At 67.3% G+C, this 23,127-nt stretch carries 25 protein-coding genes and 1 other RNA gene; 15 read left to right on the top strand and 11 right to left on the bottom strand.

Going from position 1 to position 23,127, the window contains the following annotated elements; genetic code table 11:
* Position 1: 1 nt before the first annotated feature.
* Positions 2–1,402: an MBL fold metallo-hydrolase RNA specificity domain-containing protein gene (locus G333_RS0100125; protein WP_019627351.1), complete on the bottom strand. Its 1,401-nt coding sequence runs from the start codon at positions 1,400–1,402 to the stop codon at positions 2–4.
* A gap of 156 nt (positions 1,403–1,558) precedes the next feature.
* On the opposite strand from G333_RS0100125, the gene G333_RS0100120 reads away from it, so the two are divergent.
* Both G333_RS0100120 and G333_RS0100115 read left to right on the top strand, forming a co-directional pair.
* The gene (locus tag G333_RS0100120; protein ID WP_019627350.1) at positions 1,559–2,023 is read left to right on the top strand and encodes a YbhB/YbcL family Raf kinase inhibitor-like protein; all 465 of its coding nucleotides are present in this window, start codon (positions 1,559–1,561) and stop codon (positions 2,021–2,023) included.
* Positions 2,024–2,057: 34 nt separating this feature from the next.
* Positions 2,058–3,602, top strand: a complete 1,545-nt coding sequence (locus G333_RS0100115; RefSeq protein ID WP_019568844.1) for a BCCT family transporter — start codon at positions 2,058–2,060, stop codon at positions 3,600–3,602.
* A gap of 3 nt (positions 3,603–3,605) precedes the next feature.
* On the opposite strand, the gene G333_RS0100110 is transcribed toward G333_RS0100115, so the two are convergent.
* From G333_RS0100110 to G333_RS0100100, 3 genes are read right to left on the bottom strand one after another with little or no spacing between them, the layout of a single operon-like run.
* Positions 3,606–3,956, bottom strand: a complete 351-nt coding sequence (locus G333_RS0100110; RefSeq protein ID WP_018937974.1) for a hypothetical protein — start codon at positions 3,954–3,956, stop codon at positions 3,606–3,608.
* Between the two features lie 27 nt (positions 3,957–3,983).
* On the bottom strand, positions 3,984–4,313 hold the full coding sequence (locus tag G333_RS0100105; protein WP_018650411.1) for a hypothetical protein: 330 nt from the start codon (positions 4,311–4,313) through the stop codon (positions 3,984–3,986).
* Positions 4,314–4,341: 28 nt separating this feature from the next.
* Entirely contained in the window at positions 4,342–5,460 is a 1,119-nt protein-coding gene (locus G333_RS0100100) for a transporter substrate-binding domain-containing protein (RefSeq protein ID WP_019627349.1), read from the bottom strand.
* 86 nt (positions 5,461–5,546) lie between these two features.
* Here G333_RS0100100 and G333_RS0100095 point away from each other — a divergent pair, with 86 nt between their 5' ends.
* The 5 genes from G333_RS0100095 to G333_RS0100075 all read left to right on the top strand — a co-directional run bounded on the left by G333_RS0100095 (position 5,547) and on the right by G333_RS0100075 (position 12,743).
* Complete coding sequence (locus G333_RS0100095; protein ID WP_019627348.1) at positions 5,547–6,791, top strand: methyltransferase domain-containing protein; 1,245 nt, start codon at positions 5,547–5,549, stop codon at positions 6,789–6,791.
* Positions 6,792–7,163: 372 nt separating this feature from the next.
* A complete protein-coding gene (locus G333_RS0100090) occupies positions 7,164–9,497 on the top strand; it encodes a DNA translocase FtsK (protein WP_018176484.1) in 2,334 nt (777 codons plus the stop codon).
* Between the two features lie 140 nt (positions 9,498–9,637).
* A complete protein-coding gene (gene lolA, locus G333_RS0100085) occupies positions 9,638–10,309 on the top strand; it encodes an outer membrane lipoprotein chaperone LolA (RefSeq protein ID WP_018167937.1) in 672 nt (223 codons plus the stop codon).
* A gap of 295 nt (positions 10,310–10,604) precedes the next feature.
* The gene (locus G333_RS0100080; RefSeq protein WP_019627347.1) at positions 10,605–11,981 is read left to right on the top strand and encodes a replication-associated recombination protein A; all 1,377 of its coding nucleotides are present in this window, start codon (positions 10,605–10,607) and stop codon (positions 11,979–11,981) included.
* A gap of 9 nt (positions 11,982–11,990) precedes the next feature.
* Positions 11,991–12,743 carry a TVP38/TMEM64 family protein gene (locus G333_RS0100075; RefSeq protein ID WP_018650407.1) on the top strand — a complete coding sequence of 251 codons (753 nt, stop codon included), beginning with the start codon at positions 11,991–11,993 and terminating at the stop codon, positions 12,741–12,743.
* Here the strand turns inward: G333_RS0100075 and G333_RS0100070 are convergent.
* Positions 12,678–13,235 (bottom strand): TMEM165/GDT1 family protein, encoded by a 558-nt coding sequence (locus G333_RS0100070; RefSeq protein ID WP_018937968.1) that lies wholly within the window; start codon positions 13,233–13,235, stop codon positions 12,678–12,680. The two genes, G333_RS0100075 and G333_RS0100070, sit on opposite strands and share 66 nt — an antisense overlap.
* Before the next feature lie 167 nt (positions 13,236–13,402).
* Here G333_RS0100070 and G333_RS0100065 point away from each other — a divergent pair, with 167 nt between their 5' ends.
* From G333_RS0100065 to G333_RS0100045, 5 genes are all read left to right on the top strand, one after another.
* Complete coding sequence (locus G333_RS0100065; RefSeq protein ID WP_019572015.1) at positions 13,403–13,645, top strand: hypothetical protein; 243 nt, start codon at positions 13,403–13,405, stop codon at positions 13,643–13,645.
* Between the two features lie 91 nt (positions 13,646–13,736).
* On the top strand, positions 13,737–14,093 hold the full coding sequence (locus G333_RS0100060; protein ID WP_018167932.1) for a DsrE family protein: 357 nt from the start codon (positions 13,737–13,739) through the stop codon (positions 14,091–14,093).
* A 238-nt stretch (positions 14,094–14,331) separates the two neighbouring features.
* Positions 14,332–15,273 (top strand): aldo/keto reductase, encoded by a 942-nt coding sequence (locus G333_RS0100055; RefSeq protein ID WP_019627346.1) that lies wholly within the window; start codon positions 14,332–14,334, stop codon positions 15,271–15,273.
* Between the two features lie 36 nt (positions 15,274–15,309).
* Complete coding sequence (locus G333_RS0100050) at positions 15,310–15,978, top strand: DUF6064 family protein (RefSeq protein ID WP_019627345.1); 669 nt, start codon at positions 15,310–15,312, stop codon at positions 15,976–15,978.
* Positions 15,979–16,052: 74 nt separating this feature from the next.
* Positions 16,053–16,325 (top strand): cupin domain-containing protein, encoded by a 273-nt coding sequence (locus G333_RS0100045; RefSeq protein WP_019562662.1) that lies wholly within the window; start codon positions 16,053–16,055, stop codon positions 16,323–16,325.
* A 136-nt stretch (positions 16,326–16,461) separates the two neighbouring features.
* On the opposite strand, the gene G333_RS0100040 is transcribed toward G333_RS0100045, so the two are convergent.
* The 6 genes from G333_RS0100040 to G333_RS0100020 all read right to left on the bottom strand — a co-directional run bounded on the left by G333_RS0100040 (position 16,462) and on the right by G333_RS0100020 (position 19,552).
* Positions 16,462–17,139: a glutathione S-transferase family protein gene (locus G333_RS0100040; RefSeq protein WP_019627344.1), complete on the bottom strand. Its 678-nt coding sequence runs from the start codon at positions 17,137–17,139 to the stop codon at positions 16,462–16,464.
* 4 nt (positions 17,140–17,143) lie between these two features.
* Positions 17,144–17,608: an EVE domain-containing protein gene (locus tag G333_RS0100035; protein WP_018176468.1), complete on the bottom strand. Its 465-nt coding sequence runs from the start codon at positions 17,606–17,608 to the stop codon at positions 17,144–17,146.
* 19 nt (positions 17,609–17,627) lie between these two features.
* Complete coding sequence (locus G333_RS0100030; protein ID WP_019627343.1) at positions 17,628–18,275, bottom strand: 5-formyltetrahydrofolate cyclo-ligase; 648 nt, start codon at positions 18,273–18,275, stop codon at positions 17,628–17,630.
* Positions 18,276–18,305: 30 nt separating this feature from the next.
* Positions 18,306–18,491, bottom strand: a non-coding RNA gene (ssrS, locus tag G333_RS14450) — 6S RNA.
* Between the two features lie 74 nt (positions 18,492–18,565).
* Positions 18,566–19,000 carry a rhodanese-like domain-containing protein gene (locus tag G333_RS0100025; protein WP_018937960.1) on the bottom strand — a complete coding sequence of 145 codons (435 nt, stop codon included), beginning with the start codon at positions 18,998–19,000 and terminating at the stop codon, positions 18,566–18,568.
* A 45-nt stretch (positions 19,001–19,045) separates the two neighbouring features.
* Positions 19,046–19,552, bottom strand: coding sequence for a heme-binding protein (locus tag G333_RS0100020; protein WP_018167912.1), 507 nt, complete (start codon positions 19,550–19,552; stop codon positions 19,046–19,048).
* 148 nt (positions 19,553–19,700) lie between these two features.
* On the opposite strand from G333_RS0100020, the gene aroC reads away from it, so the two are divergent.
* The 3 genes from aroC (at position 19,701) to dapB (ending at position 22,878) form a co-directional block, all read left to right on the top strand.
* Positions 19,701–20,804: a chorismate synthase gene (aroC, locus tag G333_RS0100015; protein WP_018951295.1), complete on the top strand. Its 1,104-nt coding sequence runs from the start codon at positions 19,701–19,703 to the stop codon at positions 20,802–20,804.
* 44 nt (positions 20,805–20,848) lie between these two features.
* Positions 20,849–22,012, top strand: coding sequence for an MFS transporter (locus tag G333_RS0100010; protein ID WP_018176465.1), 1,164 nt, complete (start codon positions 20,849–20,851; stop codon positions 22,010–22,012).
* A 71-nt stretch (positions 22,013–22,083) separates the two neighbouring features.
* Complete coding sequence (gene dapB / locus G333_RS0100005; protein WP_018146247.1) at positions 22,084–22,878, top strand: 4-hydroxy-tetrahydrodipicolinate reductase; 795 nt, start codon at positions 22,084–22,086, stop codon at positions 22,876–22,878.
* Positions 22,879–23,127 lie beyond the last annotated feature (249 nt).

Raw genomic sequence — 23,127 nt, 5'->3', positions numbered from 1 at the left:
ATTACAGCGTGATGGTCTCGCCAAAGGCCGGCACATGGGCCTCGGCGCCCAGCTCGTCGCGCAGGCCGGCGGCCAGCGCCTCGCGTGCCTCCGGCTCGCCGTGAACCAGGTGGAACACCGGCTGATCGCGGAAGCCGCGCGCCCACTCCAGTAGCTGAGTACGCCCGGCGTGGGCGGAGAAGCCGCCCAGGGTGTGGACCTTCGCGTTGACCGCGACCTCGTCGCTCAGCAGCTTGACCCGCTCGGCGCCATCGACCAGCCGCCGTCCCAGCGTCCCCGAGGCCTGGAAGCCGACGATGACCAGGTGCGCATCGCGCCGCCACAGGTTGTACTTCATGTGGTGGCGGATGCGCCCGCCGTTGCACATGCCGGCCCCGGCGATGATGATCGCGCCGCCGGTGATGCGGTTGATCGCCATGGATTCCTCGACCGTGCGACAGACCTGCAGCCCGGGCAGGTAGCCACCCGGGTCGCCGTTCGCGGCCTTGTGCAGGCGCTCCATGTCCTCGCTCTTCAGCGACTTGTGCAGCCGCGCGTAGAGTTCGGTCACCTTGATCGCCATCGGGCTGTCGAGGAATACCTTCTGCTGCGGCAGGCGCCCGGCGTGGTGCAGCATGCCCAGGTGGTAGAGGATCTCCTGGGTGCGCCCGACCGCGAAGGCCGGGATCATCACGTTGCCACCGCTGGCGTCGGCCTCCGCGAGGATCTGCGCGAACTCCTCGATGGTCTCGTCCATCGGCCGGTGATCGCGATCGCCGTAGGTGCTTTCCAGCAGCACGTGATCTGCGTGTTCCATCCGCGCGGGTTCGTGCATCAGCACGGCGTCGGGGTTGCCGAGGTCGCCGGAGAAGACCAGGTGCCGGTCGCGCCCGCCGGACGGCACGATCAGGTCGACGATCGCGGAGCCGAGGATGTGCCCGGCATCCCGGAAGGTCAGCCGGATGTCGCCGGCAATGGTTTGCGTGTCACCGTAGGGCACGGCCTTGCAGAGTCCCAGAGTGGTCGCGACGTCGTCGATGTCGTAGACCGGCTCGACCAGGGGCTTGTCCGCGCGCCGGCGCCACTTGTTCTCCCACTCGATGTCCTTGCTCATCACGAAGGCGGCGTCCTCGAGCATGATCTCGAGCAGCTCCTCGGTCCCCGGTGTGCAGTAGATCGGGCCGCGGTAGCCGTCGCGAACCAGCTTGGGCAGGAGCCCCGAGTGATCCAGGTGGCCGTGGGACAGGACGACGGCGTCGAGTTGCCCGGCGAGTTCCGCGAGCGATTCGCGGTTGGCCTCGTCGGCGTCATTGCCGCCCTGATGCAGGCCGCATTCCAGCAGGATGCGGGCGTCGTCGGTCTCGAGGAGATAGCGCGATCCGGTGACCTCGCCGGTCGCGCCCTTGAATGTGAGCTGTGCCATGTCTCGAAGTGTACGCACGGAGCGGGCTCTGTGTGCAACCGTGCGGGGGTGGTTCGTTGACCGGGATCAATTCCGGTTGCGATCCGGTCTCGCGGCGGTTGACCCGCTGGCGGCGGCGGGGGAGGCTGAGGATCTGTGGATACAGGAGACGAGGGGATGCGGCTGATCAGTCCTGCCTTCCGTGACGGCGAAGTGATGCCGATCGAGGTGTCGGCCCGCGATGCCAACGAGCTGCCACCACTGGAGATTCATGAGGTTCCGGATGGCGCACAGAGCCTCGCGCTGATCCTTGAGGACCTGGATTCGCCGCTGGGCGAGGTGACGCACTGGCTGGTCTGGAACCTGCCGCCAGACACGCATCGGGTGGACTCGCTGCATCTGCCGAGTCAGGGGCGCGTGGGCCTGGATGCCTTCGGCAAGGCCGGGTATCTGGGCCCGATCCCGCCGGAGGGCTGCCACCACTATCGTTTCCGCCTGCTCGCCCTGGATGAGGCGCTGGATCTGGCGCCGGGTGCGACGCGTACGCAGTTCGACGTCGCGGCCGAGGGGCATGTGCTGGCCAAGGCCGATCTGACCGGCGGGCTTTGTGCGGGCACCCCGGACCCCGACGCGTCGAACTGATGCCCATCCCCGGACTGAAGCCAGGCCGCTCATCATGAGCCAGTACCGCCCGGAAGCCTTCTTCTCCACGGTCAACCCCACCGTGTTTACCGCCTCCGCGATCATGGTGGTGGTGTTCGTTGCCTTCGGGGTGGCCTTTCCGTCTACCGCCAGCATGGTGTTCGATGGCATCCACGGATTCATTACCGAATACCTCGGCTGGGGCTACCTGCTGGTGGTCACGTTCTTCCTCGGGTTCCTGGTCTGGCTGGGGTTCAGCCGCTACGGCGCGATCCGGCTGGGGCAGCCGGACGACCGGCCGGAATTCGGGTTTGCCGCCTGGTTCGCGATGCTGTTCTCGGCCGGCATGGGCATTGGCCTGGTGTTCTGGAGCGTGGCCGAGCCGGTCCTGCACTATCAGAACCCGCCGATCGGTGATGGCGAGACCGCTGAGGCCGCGCGCCAGGCGATGGTCTACACCTTCTTCCACTGGGGGCTGCATGCCTGGGCGGTGTACGTGGTACTGGGGCTGTCGGTGGCGTATTTCAGCTTTCGCCACCGCCTGCCGCTGACCATCCGCTCGATCTTCTACCCGCTGCTGGGGGATCGCATCTACGGCCCGATCGGGCACGTGATCGACATCCTCGCGGTGTTCGGCACACTGTTCGGGCTGGCCACCTCGCTGGGTTTCGGGGCGATGCAGCTCAACACCGGGCTCAACGTGCTCGTCGACATGCCGGTCTCGCACTGGTACCAGGTCGGCATCATCACCGCGATCACGGCGGTGGCCGTCTTGTCGGTGCTCTCCGGACTGGATCGCGGGCTCAAGTGGGTCAGTGTGTTCAACCTGGTGCTGGCGATCAGCTTCATGCTGTTCGTGCTGTTCGCCGGCCCGACGCTGTTCATCCTGCGCTTCCTGCTCGACTCCACCGGCGGCTACTTCCAGCAGCTGATCGAGCTGAGCCTGCATACCGACGCGATCGGCGGCTCCGAGTGGCAGAAGGACTGGACCATGTTCTACTGGGCCTGGTGGATCGCCTGGTCGCCGTTCGTGGGCATCTTCATCGCGCGCATCTCGCGCGGGCGCACCATCCGCGAGTTCATCGTCGGCGTGCTCGCGCTGCCCACACTGTTCGTGTTCGCCTGGATGGCGATCTTCGGCGGCACCGCGCTGCACATGGAGCTATTCGACGAGGGCGCGGGCATCGCCGCTGCGGTCGCCGAGGACACCACCGTGGCCCTCTACGCGACCCTGGCCCAGCTGCCGTGGACGACCTTCGCCTCCGGGATCGCCACGCTGCTGATCGCGACCTACTTCATCACCTCCTCGGCTTCGGGCACCTACGTGGTGGATGCGCTGATCTCGCGCGGGTCGAAGCACTCGCCGAAGCGCCAGCGCGTGATCTGGGGCATCACCGAGGGGGCGGTGGCCGCCACGCTGCTGATCGTCGGCGGCGAACGCGCGCTGGACAGCCTGCAGACCGGCTCGCTGACCGCCGGGCTGCCGGTCGCGATCATCCTGGTCTTCTGCTGCTTCAGCCTGATGCGCGCCCTGCGCCGCGAATACCGCGTCGAGGGCGTGGAGCCGCCCTGGCGCTGAAGGCTACGCGTGGCCGTCCGGGAGCGTGCGGAGCAGGTGTTCGATCTGCTCCGGCTTGATCCCGGCGATGTCCTTGATGGGCAGAGTGACGGCAAAGCCGTTGCCCAACTGGCTCAAGTCCAGTTCCGTGTCCAGTTGCTCCAGCATGCGTCGGGCCAGTCCGGCCTCCAGGACCATCAGTAACACCTTGCGGCCGGACGAGTCTTTCAGGTCCATCACCGGGTTGCGCCGCAGCTGGGCGATGCCCTGACCGTCCAGCAGGGTCAGTCCGGCGGCTCCGACACGCTGAACAATCTCGATGGCGCGATCGGCCTGACTGCGAGGGACTACGGCGACGAGCAGAACGAATTGCATGGCGAAGTCTCCGGCGTTCGGAACGTGTCAGGGCGTATGCGTCAGGTGGCCGACGAATTCCATGCCCTGCAGCGCGGCGGTATCCAGGGTAAAGGCAAGTCCGTTGTAGGGCTGAAACAAGTCCATCTCCAGGTTCAGACGGCGGGCGATGCGTTCGGCCTGCTCGGTCTCCAGTTGCCATACACAGACCGATTCGTTGCCCTGGTAGGTCACACCGAGGAAGGTCATGTGCTCGGGGAAGCCGAGGCCCGAGCCGTGCAACACCGTGCCGTCCGCGCCGCCTTCTTCGTTGGCGATGGCCAGGGCCTGTTCTTCGCGGTCCTGGTCGATGATGGCCACCAGAAAGGTCTCCGCCATGAGGCGTCTCTCCCTGCTGCGGTTCGCGTCAATTACCGAGGTAGCGGCGCAGCACCCGCTGCCACTCGTCGGATTCCAGAATCTCGAGGATAGCCACGTTCATCGGGGCGCGCAGCGGCGAGCCCTGGGGCAGGGCCAGGGCATAGTCCTGGCGCAGGAACTCGACGGGTAGCACCTCCAGTTGACCGGCGAAGTGTTCGCGCACCTGGTAACGAAGCAGCGGGGCGTCATAGACCATCGCGTCGGCGTGCCCGTTGGCGACCGCGTCGAGGGCGGACCTCAGGTCCGCGTGGTCGCGGTAGGCGAAGCCCTGGTCGTCCAGCCAGGCGGCGGCACTGGAGCCGCCGATGGTGGCGATGCGCTGGCCCTCCAGGTCGGAGACATTCTGGATGCCGGTATCCAGTGAGCTGACGGTCAAGGTGGTGGCGATTGCGGCGGTGAAGGTGGAAACCAGGATCAGGGCCGCGAACATCCAGACCAGCGCGATCGCGCGGCCGGGCAGGGTGCGCGGGGCCTTGTCGCCGTAGCCGACCGTGGTCATGGTGACGGCGGCCCACCAGAAGGCCGAGCCCAGCCCCTGTGCGGAGCTGCCGCCGAACTCGTCGGCGTTGCGGTGACGCTCGAACAGCCATAGCAGTGCGCCGACCAGCAGGAGCAGGCCGGCGAGCGCCAGTATGATCATCAGGAATGGCACCGAGATGAATGCCCGCAGGGCGCCGGCGACCGGGTTGCCCTGCTGGGGCACGGCAATGGACAGCCCGGTGCTGTAGTACGGATGGGTGAAGTCGACGCGCTCGGCGCGCTCGGCGGTCGCGGTGAGGGCCGCGACCGAGACATCGATGCGGTCGTCCCCCAGGCCTGTGATCAATTCCTCGAGGCTGACCTCCTGGTACCCGTAGTCCAGTTCCAGGCGTTCCGCTACCCGTTCCCAAAGCTCGATCGCGATACCGGTCGGGGTCGCGTCGGCCGCGTCCGGGGCGATCACGAACGGCGACACAAAGCGGGTGCCCACGCGCACGCTGGAATCGAGGTCTGCGGCGCTGGCCCCCGTCTCCTGGGCCTGGGCGGCGGGGATTGCCAGCAAGGCGGTGAGCAACCAAAGGGCCGTGGCGAGCAGTGCGGAGGGCGCGATCAGGGAGCGGGGCATGCGAGCTTCCGGTGGGGGCTTGGTCGTACCATAACCGGTACGCTGTCACCGTGGCAGTCCGCGTTGCCGCGTCAGGAGATAAGCCCATGCGGGACCCGTTTGCCAACTGGATCGAGGCGCCATCCCGGTCGAATCCGGGCGACGCAGCGGATATCGGGTTCATGCTGGACTGGGCGAGTGCCGAGGCCCGTCACCGCGAATCTCTGTTTCTGCCGAGGCTGTTGCCGGAACGGGACCACTGGCCGGGTGATCTGGGCACAGCCCTGCACGCGCTGGGAGTGGGGGCGGTACACGAGGCCTCGCGGGCGTCAGCCGCGGTCCTGGTCCCGCCGTCCGAGATGGATCGGGTGCGGGAGCTCCCGGGGTCGGCGTTCAATCGCGGCCTGCGCAGGCATCGCCGGGTGGAGCCCCGTGCGGGTCGTTTTTATCCGAGGGCGTTCATTGCCGGCCATGCGGGCGTCGAGGCCGGCGATCGCGAGCTGTTCCGGGTCGGGGCGCTGGAGGAGGACCGCCTGGTGGCGGATCTGAACCATCCACTGGCGGACCATGAGCTGCGGTTGCAGGCGCGGGTCATGGCCCGCCACGCCCACGGGCGTGATGACGACCACTCGGTGGATGTGGCCCGGCTGCTGACGGCCCGCGGGCCGGGCATGCAGGCGCGCTGGCGCGGACGGCCGACCGACTTCTGGACCGACGGCGCGCTGGCACGCGAGGATCCGGACCCCGATGCGGCGTTTTATGCCGAACCGCGCCGGGTACACCACCTGGATGCCACTGCGCGCGCCGAGATCGCCGCGCTGTATGGCGCTTGCATCCCGGCCGGTGCGCGGGTGCTCGACCTGATGAGCAGCTGGGAGTCGCACCTGGACCGGGTGGAGACGCCGGAAGCGGTGATCGGGCTGGGCATGAACGCGCAGGAGCTGGCGGACAATCCCCGTCTGACGTCGTCCCTGGTGCACGACCTGAACCTCCGCCCGGAACTGCCGTATGCGGCGGGGAGCTTCGACGCCGTGGCCTGTACCGCGTCGGTCGAGTATCTGACGCAGCCGGAGGCGGTGTTCCAGGCAGTACGCGAGGTGCTGAGGCCGGGCGGGGTGTTCGTGGTGACCTTCTCCGACCGCTGCTTCCCGACCAAGGCGATCGCGGTCTGGGAACGCCTGTACGACTTCGAGCGCGTGGGGCTGGTGCTGGACCTGTTCCTGCGCGCCGGTTTCACGGATCTCGCGACCTTTTCCCTGCGCGGCCTGCCGCGGCCGGCGGATGATCCCTATGCCGGACGGCTGGAGCATGCGGACCCGGTGTTTGCGGTGTGGGGTTATCGATGGGACTGAGGGATGGGCCTTTGCCGACACGGGCGGGGGCTTCGCGGGCAAGGCCGCTCCAGCAATGGCAGGGCTCGCCGAGCCGAGGCAGCCTGCCGGAAAGCGATCGGACCGGACTCGGTTCTCAGGCTGGGCAGGTCTGGCCCCCCGAAGAACGTTTTAACCGGTAAACTGCGCGATGATCCCGGGAAACGCCGATTCATCGGCGTTTCCCGGCGGCACAAGGAGGTGCCGCCGCAATCGACCACCGCAGGGGGTTGATTGTGAAGCAAGCTGCAAACCGCGTTTGCAGTGCAGCGTGCGCTGAGAAAGCCAGGATGGCTTTATTCAGCGCTTCCTTGAAAAGTTGCCCGCGCCGCGGGCCGGACCAGTGGGGAGCGCATGGCCGCAAGCAAGGCCAAATCCGGGGGCAAGGGCAGCAAAACGGCAGAGCCGGCCGCACCGCCGAGCCTGAGTGGGCAACTCCTGCGTGGTCTGCGCGAGGGTGCACTGCTGATCTTCGGCATGCTGGCGCTGTATCTGCTGGTGGCGCTGGCGAGCTATCACCCGGGCGATGCCGCCTGGTCGACCACCGGCGACGGCGAGGGTCTGCGCAATCTGGGCGGCACCACGGGCGCCTGGTTCGCCGATATCGCTTTCCATCTGCTCGGCTATCTGGCCTACCTGATTCCGCTGGCCGTGGGCGGCATTGGCTGGTGGCTGTTCCGGCACCGCCGCGAGGCGCAGATCGCCAGCCCCATGGAGCTCACCGTGCGCGGGCTGGCGTTGATCGTGGCGCTGATCGCCGGCTCGGCCCTGGCCGCGCTGCACCTGATGCCGGGCGGGATGCCGGTGCATGCCGGCGGCATCCTCGGCGACCTGTTCGGCGGCTGGGCGGTCGCCGGGCTGAGCCTGGTGGGCGGGACACTGGTCCTGCTGGCGCTGTTCCTGGCCGGGGTGACCCTGTTTACCGGGCTGTCCTGGTTTCTGCTGATGGATCGTCTCGGACAGCTGGCCGTGCGTGGCTGGGAGCGTGCCCGCGTGGCGATCGACTCGGCCCGTGACCGCCGTATCGGCGCCCGCGAACGGGCCGAACGCGAGACCCGGGTGGAGAAGGAGCGCAAGCGCACCGAGAAGCGCATGCCCTCGCGGGTGGAGCCACGTATCGAGACGCCCCCGCCCAGCCCGCGGGTGCAGAAAGAGAAACAGGTCCCGCTGTTCACCGAGGGGACGGGCGCCGATCCACACCCGCCGCTGGCCCTGCTGGACGAGCCGCCGCCGCCGCCCGACGGATTCTCCGAGGAGTCTTTGCAGGCGCTCTCCCGCCTGGTGGAACTGAAGCTGAAGGACTTCGGGGTGGAGGTCGAGGTGGTCGCGGTGCAGCCGGGGCCGGTGATCACCCGCTTCGAATTGCAGCCGGCGGCCGGGGTGAAGGCCTCGCGTATCTCCGGGCTGTCCACCGATCTCGCACGTTCGCTGTCGGTCATGGCCGTACGCATCGTCGAGGTGATCCCGGGCAAGTCCACGGTGGGGCTGGAGATCCCCAACGAGAACCGCGAGATCGTGGCCCTCTCGGAGATCCTGCGTTCGGATCTGTTCGACTCGAACAAGTCGCCGCTGACCATGGCGCTGGGCAAGGACATCGGCGGCGGCCCGGTGATCGCGGATCTGGCGAAGATGCCGCATCTGCTGGTCGCCGGGACGACCGGTTCCGGGAAATCGGTGGGCGTCAACGCGATGCTGCTGTCGCTGCTGTACAAGTCCACGCCGGAAGACGTCCGCCTGATCCTGATCGATCCGAAGATGCTGGAGCTGTCGGTCTACGAGGGCATCCCGCATCTGCTGTGTTCGGTCGTCACCGACATGAAGGATGCCTCCAACGCCCTGCGCTGGGCGGTGGCGGAGATGGAGCGGCGCTACAAGCTGATGTCGGCGATGGGCGTGCGCAACATCGGCGGCTTCAACAAGAAGGTGCGCGATGCCCAGGCCGGCGGCGAGCCGCTGAAGGATCCGTTGTTCAAGCCGGAGGAGGCGATCACCGAGACCGAGGCGCCGGAACTGGAGCCGTTGCCGTTCGTTGTGGTTGTGGTCGACGAATTCGCCGACATGATCATGGTCGTGGGCAAGAAGGTCGAGGAGCTGATCGCCCGCCTGGCGCAGAAGGCCCGCGCCGCCGGCATCCACCTGATCCTGGCCACCCAGCGTCCGTCGGTGGACGTGATTACCGGGTTGATCAAGGCGAACATCCCCACCCGCATCGCCTTCCAGGTCTCCTCGCGCGTGGACTCGCGCACCATCCTCGATCAGATGGGTGCCGAGCACCTGCTGGGTCACGGCGACATGCTCTATCTGCCGCCGGGCAAGGCGATGCCCGAGCGCGTGCACGGTGCGTTCGTCAGCGACAACGAAGTGCATCAGGTGGTCGAGTACCTCAAGTCCACCGGCGAGCCGGACTACAACGACGCAATCCTCGACGAGCCCGAGGCCGGTGCGGCCAGCATCCCGGGGCTGGAGTCGCCCGAGGGGAACGGCAACGAATCGGACCCGCTTTACGATCAGGCCGTGCAGGTGGTCATCGAGTCACGCAAGGCCTCGATCTCGTTCGTCCAGCGCCGGCTGAAGATCGGCTACAACCGCGCCGCGCGCATGGTCGAAGACATGGAGGCCGCCGGCCTGGTCAGCCAGGTACAGTCGAACGGCAATCGCGAGGTCCTGGTTCCCGGCCCGAACGACTGAGCGCCCCGAACCCGAGGGCCTGGTTGGTGTCCATGTCCCTGATCGCGTGACGCGGTTCGTCATCCCTGTGCAGCACATTCACGCCGGGTTAAGCCTCGCGGCGCATCATGAATCGCATACTCATCCATCCTGGAGACTGCATGAACGCTCGTCCCCTTACGTGTCCGGGCGCCCTCTGGCGGGCCCTGTCCCTTGGCCTGGTACTGGCCTTGACCGCCGTTCCGGCCCTGGCCGCCGACCGCGGTATGGAGGATGCCCGCGCGGCGCTGGATCGCTTTGTCGATGGCCTGGAAAGCTTCTCCGCCGAATTTACCCAGACCGTGCGCGACGACACCGGCTACGTGCTGCAGGAGTCCGATGGCCGCATGCAGCTGGGGCTGCCCAATCGCCTGCACTGGGAGGTGACCGAGCCGTTCCCGCAGACCATCGTCTCCGATGGCGAGGACCTGTGGATGTACGACCCGGACCTGTCGCAGGCCACGGTGCGTCCGCTGGGGGATGCCTTCGACGCCACGCCGATCGCCGCGATCACCCAGCCGGAGCGTCTGGACGAGCACTTCCGCATGTCACTGCGCCCGGTGCCGGGCGGCGATGCCTTGCGCCTGGTGCTGGTGCCGCGCAACGAACAGGCCGACTTCACCAGTCTGGACCTGGACCTGACCGCGGATGGCGACCTGACCCGCATGGCCTTCCGCGACATCTTCGGCCAGGAGACCGTGATCCTCTTCCACGAAACCGAACGCAATGGCGAACTCGACCCGGGCGTGTTCACCTTCGACCCGCCGGCCGGGACCGACATCTATCGGCCTTGAGCGAGGTCCGCTCGCGGGTTATCTGCCACATAGCGCACAGAGGACACGGAGAAAATCAATAAGCTTTCAGGTGCGTAGGATGCGTAGAGCGCAGCGAAACGCATCGGTCGGAAGGCGGCGATATTCCGGGTGATCGATGTTGATGCCTTTCGCTTTGCTCAACGCATCCTGCACATGGGCTGTGATACCCCCTTGGGTTGTCTCCGTGCCCTCCGTGGTTCAATAGTCCTTCTTCGTACCTTCGTGCACTTCGTGGTGAACAAGGCTTTTTCGCCCGAGGCGTTACAATCCCTCCATGAGTGAATCTCCCGAAGGCGATCTGTTCGGCCCCGATCCGGACGTGGCCTCGCCCGAACCCGAACCGACCCCGGTCGCCCCGGATCCGTCGGCGCCGCTGGCCGAGCGCATGCGTCCGGCGCGGCTCGACGAGATGGTCGGCCAGGACCACCTGGTCGGCGCCGATGCCGCGCTGCGCCAGGCGATCGAGCAGGGCCAGACCCCGTCGATGATCCTCTGGGGCCCGCCCGGCTGCGGCAAGACGACGCTCGCGCGGCTGGTTGCGGCGGCCGGAGCCCAGCGCCTGGTCACGCTGTCCGCCGTGCTGGCCGGGGTCAAGGACGTCCGTGCGGTCGTCGAAGCCGCGAAGACCCGCCGCCGCAATGGTGTCGGGACGCTGCTGTTCATCGACGAGATCCACCGCTTCAACAAGGGCCAGCAGGACGCACTGCTGCCGCACATTGAAGACGGTACGCTGACCTTCGTCGGCGCGACCACCGAGAATCCTTCGTTCGCACTCAACAGCGCGCTGCTGTCGCGCGCGCGGGTCTACCGCATGGAGGCGGTCGGGGCGGAGGCCATCGAGGCCCTGATCGACCGGGCCCTCAATGACCCCGAGCGCGGTCTGGGCGGGCGCGGCCTGACGCTGGACCCGGAGGAGCGTCAGCGTCTTGCGCGCGCCGCCGATGGCGATGCCCGGCGTGCCCTGAACTGGCTGGAGACCGCCTCGGACCTGGCGCGCGATGGCGCCATCACCGGCGACGCGCTGCGCGCGGTAATGGGGGCGCAGTCACTGGCCTTTGACCGTCAGGGCGATGCCTTCTACGACCAGATCTCCGCCCTGCACAAGTCAGTGCGTGGGTCCGATCCGAACGCCGCGGTGTACTGGCTCACCCGCATGCTGGATGCGGGCTGTGACCCGGACTACCTCGGTCGTCGCCTGCTGCGCATGGCCTACGAGGACATTGGCCTGGCCGCGGTTGGCCTCGGTGCGCGGGTGCTGGCGGCCTGGCAGACCATGGAACGTCTGGGCCGGCCGGAAGGCGATCTGGCGCTGGTACAGGCAGTGATCGAACTGGCCTCCGCACCCAAGAGCAACAGCGCCTATGCCGCGCTGAACGGCGCGCGGGCCGCGATCCGCGACAGCGGCAGCGCGGGCGTGCCCCTGCACCTGCGCAATGCCCCGACCGAGCTGATGCGTGCCGAGGGCTTCGGTGCCGGGTATCGCTACGACCACGACGAACCGGACGGGTTTGCGCGCGGACAGGTCTATCTGCCCGAAGGGCTGGAAGAAGCGCGCTTCTATAGTCCGCGCCGGGATGGTACCGAGCGCGCGCTGGCGGAGCGTCTGCAGCGTCTGCGCGGCGGCGGTGAAGACCCCGGGGACGGGGGCTGACGGGGTGACATGAGGATTCGACATCACAAGAGCTGGCTGACGGTCGCGGCGATCCTGTTCGGGGTCTCGCTGGCGTGGATCCTGTTGACCACCGAGTGGCCCAGTCTCGGCGTTCCGCTGGGCGAGCTGGAGGTCTGGCTGCTCAGCTGGGGCCCTGGGGCCTACCTGGTATTCGTGCTGGCGTTTGTCGTGCTGGCCCTGTTCCCGCTGCCGAGCACCTTCTGGATCCTGCTGGGCGGGGCCTTGTTCGGTCCCTTCACCGGTGGCGCCCTTAGTCTGCTGGCGGCCACCGTGGCGGCGGTCATCGCCTTCATGCTGGCCCGTACCTGGCTGCAGCCCTGGCTGGTTCCGCGCATGGGGCCGCGCAGTACCCGGCTGCGCGAGGATGTGGAGGCCGAGGGCTGGCGCGTGGTGGCCCTGACCCGGCTGGTACCGGTGTTTCCGTTTGCACCCACCAACTATGCCCTGGGACTGGTGCGCCTGCCGCTGCCCGTGTTTGCACTGACGACGGTGGTGGCGCTGATCCCGGGCCTGTTCGCCTATGCCTGGCTGGGGCATGCCACCCGCGAGGTGGCCAGTGGTGCCGACAGCGGGGTGCAACTGGGTCTGGCGCTGCTCGCGGTGCTGGCATTGCTGCTGTTGCTGCCGCGCCTGGTGCGGCGCATCTGGCTGGGACAGAAGATGCTGCACTCGGACTCAGACCCAGGCCAGCAGTACCCCGAGGCCCAGGGCGAAGAACAGCAGCGCCGCGAGCGCGCGTAGCAGCCGCAGCGGCAGGTGACAGGCGAAACGCTGGCCCAGCCATACGACCGGGGCATTGGCCAGGACCATACCGATGGTCGAGCCGATCACGACCAGGATCAGGTTGTCGAAGGTCGCGGCCAGCGCGGCGGTAGCCACCTGCGTCTTGTCGCCCATCTCGACCAGGAAGAACAGCACCGTGGTGGTCCAGAACACGCCGTGTTTCGAGGGGGCGGGCAGCTCGTCCTCGCTATCCGGCACCAGCACCCAGGCGGCCATGACGATGAACCCGAGCCCCAGCCCCCAGCGCAGCCACTCGTCCGGCACGCTGGCGCCGATCCAGACGCCGGCCAGCGCGGCGAGGAAGTGATTGGCCAGGGTCGCCACCACGATGCCCCAGATGATGGGCCAGGTCTGCTGGTAGCGGCAGATCAGGAGCAGCGCGAGGAGTTGGGTCTTGTCGCCCATCTCGGCGATGGCGACGATGACGGTGGAGACGAGCAGGGCTTCCATGATGGTCTTCCGGACCGGGCGGCTACTGCGGACCGCGGTGGTGAGGCCAGGCGGTTCCCGGGCCTGCCGCGTCGCGCCCCCCTGAAGCAGGCAAAAGTGTAGAAGGCGGCCCCGTTACCGGCAAGAACGGGCTGCGCCGTGCGCGGGCCTTGGGTAGGATGCGCGCGATGAAAGCCTTCGTACGCTGGGTAGATCGCGCACCGCTGTGGCTGTTTGCCCTGCTGGTGGCCACGCTGGGCCTGGCCCCCTGGATCCCCGAGCCGCATGTCGCGGAGAAGCTGCGCTGGCTGCTCGCCGGCGAGCTGACCCGGTTGTGGGACATCCTCGACCTGGTCATGCACGCCATCCCGTGGCTGTTGATGGCCTTCAAGCTCTACCGGACCAGCGTTACGGTTAGGGGCAGGCCCTGATCCGAGTGTTTCTCCGCAGCTTGTGGGAAATCGACGCCGGGCGTGCCTGCCGCTACGGTTGCAGCACGTTTCAAGCACTCAGGAGAATCCCATGCGTTTTATTGTTGCTGTCACCGCCGGTACCGACGACCCCACCCGTGCGACGCTCGGTATGATCGCCGCCAACGTGGCCAAGCAGCAGGGCCATGACGTGACCGTCTGGCTGCAGGGCGAGGCCGTGAACATCGCCAACCGCAATGTCTACGACAAGATCGTCGGCCACAACATGCCGGCAATGAAGGACATCGTCGATTCACTGGTCAGTGAAGGCGTCCCGTTCTGGGCCTGCGAGGCCTGCGCCAAGGGCCGCGACGTCGGCGAACACAACTTCCTGCCGAACGCCGAGATGGCCGGCATGGGCCAGTACGTCCAGGCCGTCGCCGACTTCGACCGCTCGATGAGCTTCTGATCGAACCTCCATCGGCACGGGCGGGGCCCTGCATCCCCGCCCGTTTCTTCTGGAGGATGCTTGTGAGCCGGCTGTCACCGCGCTGCATACGGTGATACTCCGGTTTTCGAACCTTCCTGATTCCATAATTGCTCGGGTTGATGCCCCGCGTTGTTGAGGGTCCGGTGGATGCTCGCACCGGGAACTTGTGGCGCAGCCCAATGGCCCACGGATTGAGTCTTCTTCGGTGATCCGGGCCATGAATCAACCCACCTTGTGGCGTTCGCGCCGATCCTTCCTGCGCTGGGTGTCCGGCTCTGCCATGGCAGCCGGAGCGGGGTGGCCGGTCATCGGGATCGCTTCCGATGGGCGTGAACCGCGTCGAAAGCCGATCCCGTCTTCCGGGGAGAAGATCCCGGTGATCGGGATGGGGACGTGGATTACCTTCAATGTGCCGGAGGATCCCGAAGCGCTGGCGGTGCGTACCCGGATCCTGGATACCTTTGTCCGCCGTGGCGGCGGGTTGATCGACTCCTCGCCGATGTACGGGCGCGCGGAGGCGGTGGTCGGTCACGGCCTGCGCGAACTGGGCCATCCGGAGGGTGTGTTCTCGGCGACCAAGATCTGGACGCGCAGCACCTCGACCGGCCGCGACCAGCATGCGGAGTCGCGGGATCTGTGGGGTGTCGACACCCTGGACCTGCAGCAGGTGCACAACCTGCAGAACTGGGAGGCGCACCTGGAAACCCTGCGCGAGCGGCGTGAGGCGGGGGAGGTTCGCTATATCGGTGTGACCACCTCGCACGGCCGCCGCCACGACGAGCTGGAGCGCATCCTGCGGCGCGAGGACCTGGACTTCGTGCAGCTGACCTACAACATCCTGGATCGCGAAGCGGAACAGCGCCTGTTGCCGTTGGCGCGGGAACGCGGGGTGGCGGTGATCGCGAACCGCCCGTTTCGGCGCAAGGCGCTGATCAACCAGTTCGCGGGGCATCCGCTGCCGGAACGGGCGGCGGAGATCGAATGCGAGAACTGGCCGCAGTTCCTGCTCAAGTTCATCGTCTCGCACCCGGACGTGACCTGTGCGATCCCCGCGACCTCGGTGGTGGCCCACATGGAGGAGAATATGGGCGCGCTGTACGGCCCCATGCCGGACGCCGGAATGCGCAGCCGCATGGTCGCGTATGTGCAGGACCTGTAGGGTTGGCCTCCGAATCCTTGCGACCGGGGAGCCGACATGCTGCCGTTTGAGGCCTCGACCTGGCTGGCGATCCTGGGCCAGTACAACACCGCGATCTGGCCCCTGCACGGGATCGGCGCACTGCTTGCCCTGGTGGCTGTGGGGATGGTGGTTCCGGGTTCGCATGCGGCCGGTCGTGTCATTGGCCTGTTGCTGGGCGTGCTTTGGATCTGGACTGGGGTTGCCTTCTTCGGTGGTTCGCTGGCGCCGTTCCACTTCGCCTCCGAGTGGCTGGCCGGAGTGTTCGTGGCCCAAGGCCTGATGCTGGTGTTCGCCCTGACCCTGATGGGCCAGGCCCGCTTTGGCTGGCCCGGCGGGCTCCCGGGTAGCAGCGCGGTCTTGATGATCGTCTACGCGCTGGTGGGCTATCCCTTGCTGGATCTCGCATTGACCGGGACGCCCTGGACGCAGCTGCAATATGTCGGCGTGGCCCCGGGACCGGTGATGCTGCTGACCCTGGGACTGCTGTTGCTGGTGCCGTCGCGTCCGCCCCTGGTGCTGGCGATCATCCCGCTGCTGTGGGCGTTGGTCACCGGCTACATGGCCTGGGGCCTTGGCCAGTGGCTGGAATTCCTGCCGGCCGCCCTCGGCGTGGGGGCGTTCGTGCTCCTGCTGCTTCGGCGCTTTGGCCGCACGGAGCGGACAGGCTTGCATCCGGGGGGCTGACCGGGGTCATGACCGGTTGGCCCTCGGGCGGGTTCGGTTTAGGCTCGCGTCTTCTCGATAGTGAGGAGGCTGTCATGTCCATCGAAGTGATTCACCGTCCCGACCACGACCACCTGGAACGCCTGGGGGTGTTCGACTGGCCGGTCTGGGAGAAGGAGGTCTCGACCTTCCCCTGGCACTACGACGAGCGCGAGGTCTGCTACATCCTGGAAGGTCAGGTCACGGTGACCCCGGACGGCGGCGAGCCGGTCACGGTCGGCGAGGGCGACCTGGTCACCTTCCCCGAGGGCATGGACTGCACCTGGGAGATCCACCGCGACATCCGCAAGCACTACCGGTTTGGGTGAAATGACTCTGGCCTGCGCTTGGGCCGGGGTCCCTGCGAGATCGCCACGTCGCTGCGCTCCTCGCGATGACGACGAGTCTGAGTGCTGTGGATGAGGGACGCGGCGCATGGCCCGTTGAAGGGTTGTCGCCAACAGGTCAGCGGGCGAGCCAGTGGGTGTTGAGAGGGGTGTGGAAGGTCTCCTCGACGCGGCGGAGGTAGTAGAGCATGTCGACGGGCAGGTTGATGCCGTCGTGCATCTGTAGCGGGTAGAGGTCGGCGGCGATCACGCAGTCGGCGATCGACGGCTGCCCGAGGTAGAAGCGGTTGGCGGCCAGGTGCTTGGCCAGTTCCGGCAGGTGACTCAGCTTGGCGAGCTGGTTGTAGCCGTCGTAGCGGTCGTTGGCGAGTTCCTCCAGCGACAGGCCGAAGCGGTGCTGCACATGCGCCTTGAAATCGGCCAGGGCCTCGGCGCTCTCGCCGATGCCGTGAAAGCCCGGCGCCAGCGGGGCGTAGAGTCGGTCCAGCACGATCTCCACCTTGGCGCGCCAGTCCACCAGGGCCTGCCAGGCGTCCTCGGCGATGACGCCGTCGGAGAGTGGCTCGCCGGTCGGGAACAGGTGGTCGATATCGCGCAATGCGGTGACCGTGTCGGTGTGCAGCGTACCGTCGTCGGTTTGCAGGATCGGGGACTGGCGGGCCACGCCCAGTTCGAAGAAGGTCTCGTCGTCGAACCAGTCCAGCGCGCGGGTCTCCAGCGCGACACCCTTGTAGCCGCAGGCCAGGCGCAGGCGGTCGGCCTTCGCATCGTGCGGGAAGTGGTAGAGCGTGGCCACGCGTTTACTTCCCGCGCTGGGCGTGGCTCAGGATGAAGTCCCACTGGTCCTGGGTGATGGGCATTACCGACAACCGGTTGCCGCGGCGCACCAGCGGGCAGTCCTCGAGCTGCGGCTGCTGCTTCAGCCAGTCCAGGGTGATGATGTCGCCGAATTTTTCCTCGAAGGCGACGTCCACGCGCAGCCAGCGCGGGTTGTCCGGGTCGCTCTTTGGGTCGTAGTGCGGATCTTCGGGGTCGAAGGCGCAGGTGTCCGGGTAGGCCTCTTTCTCGATGCGCAGGATGCCGACGATGCCCGGTGGCTTGGCGTTGGAGTGGTAGAAGAAGGCCAGATCGCCTTTCTTCATCTCGTCGCGCATCATGTTGCGCACCTGGTAGTTGCGGATGCCGTCCCACGGCTCCACGCCGACGCGTTCCAGGTCGTCGATGCTGAACTCGTCGGGTTCGGACTTCATCAGCCAGTAGGCCATGCGGGCTCCTTCAGGGGTTTCAGTCGAGCGTATTGTGCCGCGCGCGGTCTGGAAGCGCATGCCAGCCCTGTTCTGTGACAACGCCATCCAGCGGGACGTCCCAGGGCTGTGTGGGCAGCGCCGGGACGCCCTGCAGCGAGTGGGCCACGCCGATCAGTTTCGGCCGGCGGATGCCGAAGCGGCGCCGGGCGAAGTAGCGATCGTAGTAGCCCGCGCCCATGCCCATGCGGTTGCCGGCAGTGTCGAATGCCACCAGCGGCATCAGCACCACCTGCATCTCGCGGCGCCAGATGCGCGGGGCGTCCGGGCAGGGCTCGGCGATGCCGAAGCCGTTGTTGCACAGCGGCTCATCCGGGGCCCAGGTGTGGAAATGCATGCGCCCGGGGCGTTTGTCGTCCATCACCGGCAGGGCGATGCGGGTGCCGCGCCGGGCCAGGGCGACGGTCAGTGGGGTCAGGTCGACCTCGCCGCGCAGGCCGCGATAGGCGCCGACACAATGCGGCTTCCAGCGCTCGAACCAGCGCAGCAGGTGTCCGCAAATGGCGGCAGAGTGGTGGTCGAGCTGGGCATCCGACAAAGCCGCCCGCGCGCGGCGCAGGCGCAGACGCAGGGCACGCAGATCGTCGGGCGATAGCGAATCTTGAACGGAGTCGGTTTCCGCAGGCATAAAGGAAATCGGGATCAATAAAGAAGTGGACGCGCCCCGCAGGCGCCGGCGTGGCCCTTGACCTTGAACCTAGGGCTCAGGTGGGAGAAGTCTCCGGATCTTTAGGCTTTCCGCTCGAAGACGGACATGCACAGCGAAACGGAAGTACTCGGTCCCGTGGTGAAAAATTAAGGCTCAAGGGTACCACCGGGCCACAATCGAACGCCGCAGTGACGCGTCCGAGTTCATTATGAACCAAACCCCCTGGGGTGCGCGCAACCCCCGTGGCTGTAGGGGATCCGTCGCGGGCCTCAGCACTGCTCCCAGGGCAGGCCGTGGTAGCGCCAGCCGCTGCGGGTGGAGCGCTGGTGGTTCTCGTCCAGTGGTCCTTCGAAGCCCTCGTCCACCGAGAAGACATGCTCGATGCCGGCGTCCACCAGGGCCTGCCCGGCGTCCAGCGTGCGCTTGCCGCTGCGGCAGATCAGGTACAGGGCCGGTGCTTCTTCGCTGTGATCGCTGACGCCGCCCAGCAGCAGCTTGCGCACCTGCGGCACGAACTGTGGGTTCACGGTCCAGTCGGGTTCGTCGATCCACGGGATGTGGATGGAGCCGGTCGGATGGCCGACGAACAGATACTCCATGGTCGAGCGGACGTCGATCAGCAGGTCGCGCGGGCGTGCCTGCAGACGCTCGTAGGTCTCCACCGGCGAGATGCGTTTCGGGGCGGGGCGGGGGGTGTCGGTCATGGTGTTTTCCTGGGGGCGGGCGCCGTTCCCTGGCACCCGCAATGCTTACATGGCGAAGTCGAGGCGTTCCTGGACCCGGTCGATCCCGGCCTGGGCGCATTCCTCGTCGAGATCGCCGCCGGGCGCACCGGACACGCCGACCGCTCCGAGCATGCTGCCGGCCGCTTCGATTGGCAGGCCGCCGGCCAGCATGATGATGCCATCCACGTGGTTCATCTCCATGCGGATGTCTTCGCGGTTGTCGCGGAAGTTGGCGGAGGTGGTGCCGGACATGGTCACGGCCCGGGCCTTGTCGCCGGCAATCTGGATGGTCTGCACGCCGGCCATGCGGTCACGCAGGACCACCTGGTCGTTGCCGGCGCGATCAACCACGACCACCGCGGTCTGGTGGCCCATCTCGCGGCAGGCCTCGACGGCGCCCATGGCGATGTCGTTGGCCAGTTCAAGGGTCATGAAGCGCTGGGTATAGACATCGGCCTGGGCGCTGCTGGCGAGGCCGAGGCACAGGGCCGCGGCGGTGCCGGTCACCAGGCGGGTCAGGGAATTCGTCATGGGTTCCTCCTTTCTGGTTATGGGTGCTGCACGTCGATCATGGCAGATAGGGGACGTGGTTGCCGAGCGTGCCATTCCGCCCGTCGCCGACCGGCCGCGGGGTGGGGGAACAGGCGACAGCCGGCGCGGCCGCGGATACACTACGCGCATGTCGGGAAACAGCTTTGGGCGACTGTTCGTCGTCAGTACCTTTGGTGAAAGTCACGGGCCGGCCCTGGGCGCGGTGGTGGACGGTTGTCCGCCCGGTCTGGAGCTTTGCGAGGCGGATCTGCAGTTTGACCTGGATCGCCGCCGGCCGGGCCAGTCGCGCCACACCACCCAGCGTCGCGAGCCGGATCAGGTCCGTATTCTGTCGGGGGTGTTCGAGGGGCGTACCACGGGTACGCCGATCGGGCTGCTGATCGAGAACGTCGATCAGCGCTCCAAGGATTACGGCGACATCCAGGACCGCTTCCGCCCGGGGCATGCGGACTACACCTATCACCAGAAATACGGCGTGCGTGATTACCGCGGCGGCGGGCGCAGTTCTGCGCGCGAGACCGCACTGCGGGTGGCGGCCGGCGGCATCGCGCGGCGCTATCTCGAGCAGCGCTACGGGATCACCATCCGCGGTTGGTTGTCGCAGCTAGGACCGATCGAGCTGGAGCCGAAGCAGCCGGAGATCGCGAACGACAACCCGTTCTTCTCCCCGGATCCGGACAAGGTCGCGGAACTGGAGGAGTACATGGACGCCCTGCGCAAGTCGGGCGATTCCATCGGGGCACGGGTGACGGTCGAGGCGACCGGGGTGCCGGCTGGCTGGGGCGAGCCGGTGTTCGACCGCCTGGACGCCGACCTGGCGCACGCGCTGATGAGCATCAACGCGGTGAAGGGCGTGGAGATCGGCGCAGGTTTCGAATCCGTGACCCAGCGCGGCACCGAGCACCGCGACGAGATCACCCCCGAGGGCTTTCTGTCCAACCACGCCGGCGGCGTGCTGGGCGGGATCAGCACCGGTCAGGCGGTGCAGGCCAGCATTGCCATGAAGCCGACGTCCAGCATCCGTCTGCCCGGGCGCAGCATCAACACCGCCGGCGAGCCGGTGGAGGTGGTCACCAAGGGGCGGCACGACCCCTGCGTGGGCATCCGCGCGACCCCGATCGCCGAGGCGATGATGGCGCTGGTGCTGATGGACCACGCCCTGCGTCACCGTGCGCAGAACGCCGATGTCCCGGACTCGGGGCTGGAGCTGCGCGACCATCCCGGCGAATGACGCGGCCTTCGGCCGTGTCGTCCTGATCGTGTAGCGGTCCCCTCATGGCAGTGACGCAGAACGCGCGCCTGTCCGCGGTCTACTTCTTCTATTTCGCCAGCCTCGGCGCCTTCATGCCGTTCTGGGGGCCGTACCTCTCCGAGGAGGGGTTCAGCGGCGCCCAGATCGGCGAGCTGATGGCGATCGTGCTGGCGACCAAGATCATTGCGCCCAACGTCTGGGGCTGGCTGGCGGATCGCGCCGGCGCGCACATGCCGATCGCCCGCTGGGGCGCGCTGGGCGGGGCGGTCGCCTTCACCGGAGTGTTGCTGTACACCGGGTATTGGTGGCTGGCCGTGGTGATGGCCGCCTACAGTTTCTTCTGGAACGCGATCCTGCCGCAGTTCGAGGCGGCCACCATGCGGTCGCTGGGGCGGGACGCGCATCGCTACGCGCTGGTCCGGCTGTGGGGCTCGGTCGGTTTCATCGTCGCGGTGGCGGTGCTGGGCTGGGCCTTCGACCGGATCGCCGTGGCCTGGCTGCCGTGGATCGTGCTGGCGGTGCTGATCGCGGTGGTGGCGGCGTCGCAGTTCGTGCGCGAGCCGGCGCGCAACCTCGACGAGGACAATAACGCCCCGCCCCTGCTAACCGTGTTGCGCCGCCCCGAGGTGATCGCGCTGTTTGTGGCCTGCTTCTTCATGCAGGCGAGCCACGGGCCGTACTACGCCTTCTTTACCCTGTACCTGGAACAGGCCGGCTACTCGCGCTCGGTGGCCGGGCAGCTGTGGGCGCTGGGGGTGGCCGCCGAGGTGGTGCTGTTCCTGTTGATGCCGCGGTTGATCCTGCGTTTTGGGGCCTGGTTGCTGGTGTCGGCGGCGCTGGTGTTGACCACGCTGCGCTGGGGGCTGCTGGCGGCGGTGCCGGATTCTCTGCCGATGCTGCTGTTCATCCAGATCCTGCATGCGGCCAGTTACGGGGTGTACCACGCGGCGGCGATCTCGCTGATCCACTATTTCTTCCCCGGGCGGTTGCAGGGGCGCGGGCAGGCCCTGTATTCGTCGCTGGCCTTCGGGTTGGGCGGTGCCTCGGGATCCCTGGTGGCCGGCTATCTGTGGGATGGCATCAGCCCAGCCTCGGTGTATGTGTTCGCGGCATTCCTGGCAGCGGCCGGGGTGATCGCCTCGGTGTATGGCGAATGGCGTTTCCGCACCCCGGTGCGAACCCTGTAACTGGCGTGCCCGCGCAAAGCTTCGTAGGGTGCGCGTAACCCGATGGACCGATAGCACTGGATGGAACAAAGATGATTCGAATTGCGATTGCGGGCGCCGGCGGGCGCATGGGCCAGAACCTGGTGCAGGCGGTGGACGAACACCCCGATGCCCAGCTGGGGGCGGCCAGTGAGCGCCCCGGCAGCGAGACCATCGGTCAGGCGGTGGGCGCGGAGGGCCGGGTGCGCCTGGTCGAGGATCTGGCGACGGTTACCGACGATTTCGATGTGCTGATCGATTTCACCTCGCCGCAGGCGACCATGCAGCACCTGGAGCTGTGTGCGAACGCCGGAAAGGCACTGGTGATCGGCACCACCGGGCTGGATGCGGAGCAGGAGCAGCGCCTGCAGGCGGCGGCAGGGGATCTGCCGATCGTCTATGCGCCGAACATGAGTGTCGGGGTCAATCTGACCTTCAAGCTGGTGGAGCTGGCCGCGCGGGCGCTGGGCGACAGCGTGGATGTGGAGATCCTGGAGGCCCATCACCGGCACAAGGTGGACGCGCCCTCCGGTACCGCGCTGAAGCTCGGGCGTGTGGTCGCGGAGACCCTGGGCCGCGATCTGGAGCAGGACGCCGTCTACGGGCGCGAGGGCCAGACCGGAGCCCGTGACCGGCGCACCATCGGTTTTGCCACGGTGCGCGGCGGCGACATCGTCGGCGAGCACACGACCCTGTTTGCGGGTGATGGCGAGCGTGTGGAGATCACCCACAAGGCCTCCAGTCGCACGGTGTTTGCCTCCGGTGCAGTGCGTGCGGCGGTCTGGCTGGCCGGCGCCGGAAATGGGCTGTTCGACATGCAGGATGTGCTGGGGCTGCGCGACCTCTAGCCGGTTGGGGCTCCGTTTGGCGAAGGCTAGGCCTGGTTCGTCATCCGGTGTTTACGGTGCCTTCGTCCGACCGCCAGGCTTGTTGTGGCTGGCCCTGGTTCGGCATCGGGTGTTTACGGTGCTTTCGTCGAGCCGCCTGCCAGGCGCTGACTCGCCAGCGCGCCCCGAGGTACTTTCTTGCTTGCCCAAGAAAGTACCCAAAGAAGGGCACCCGGATTCCGCCCGGGAACCTTGCTCCAGGGCCCTCGG

The organism is Thioalkalivibrio sp. AKL10 (assembly GCF_000381845.1).
Classification (GTDB): domain Bacteria; phylum Pseudomonadota; class Gammaproteobacteria; order Ectothiorhodospirales; family Ectothiorhodospiraceae; genus Thioalkalivibrio; species Thioalkalivibrio versutus.
The sequence above is the reverse complement of the archived record's forward strand: the minus strand, read 5'-3'. Positions and strand labels throughout refer to the sequence as shown.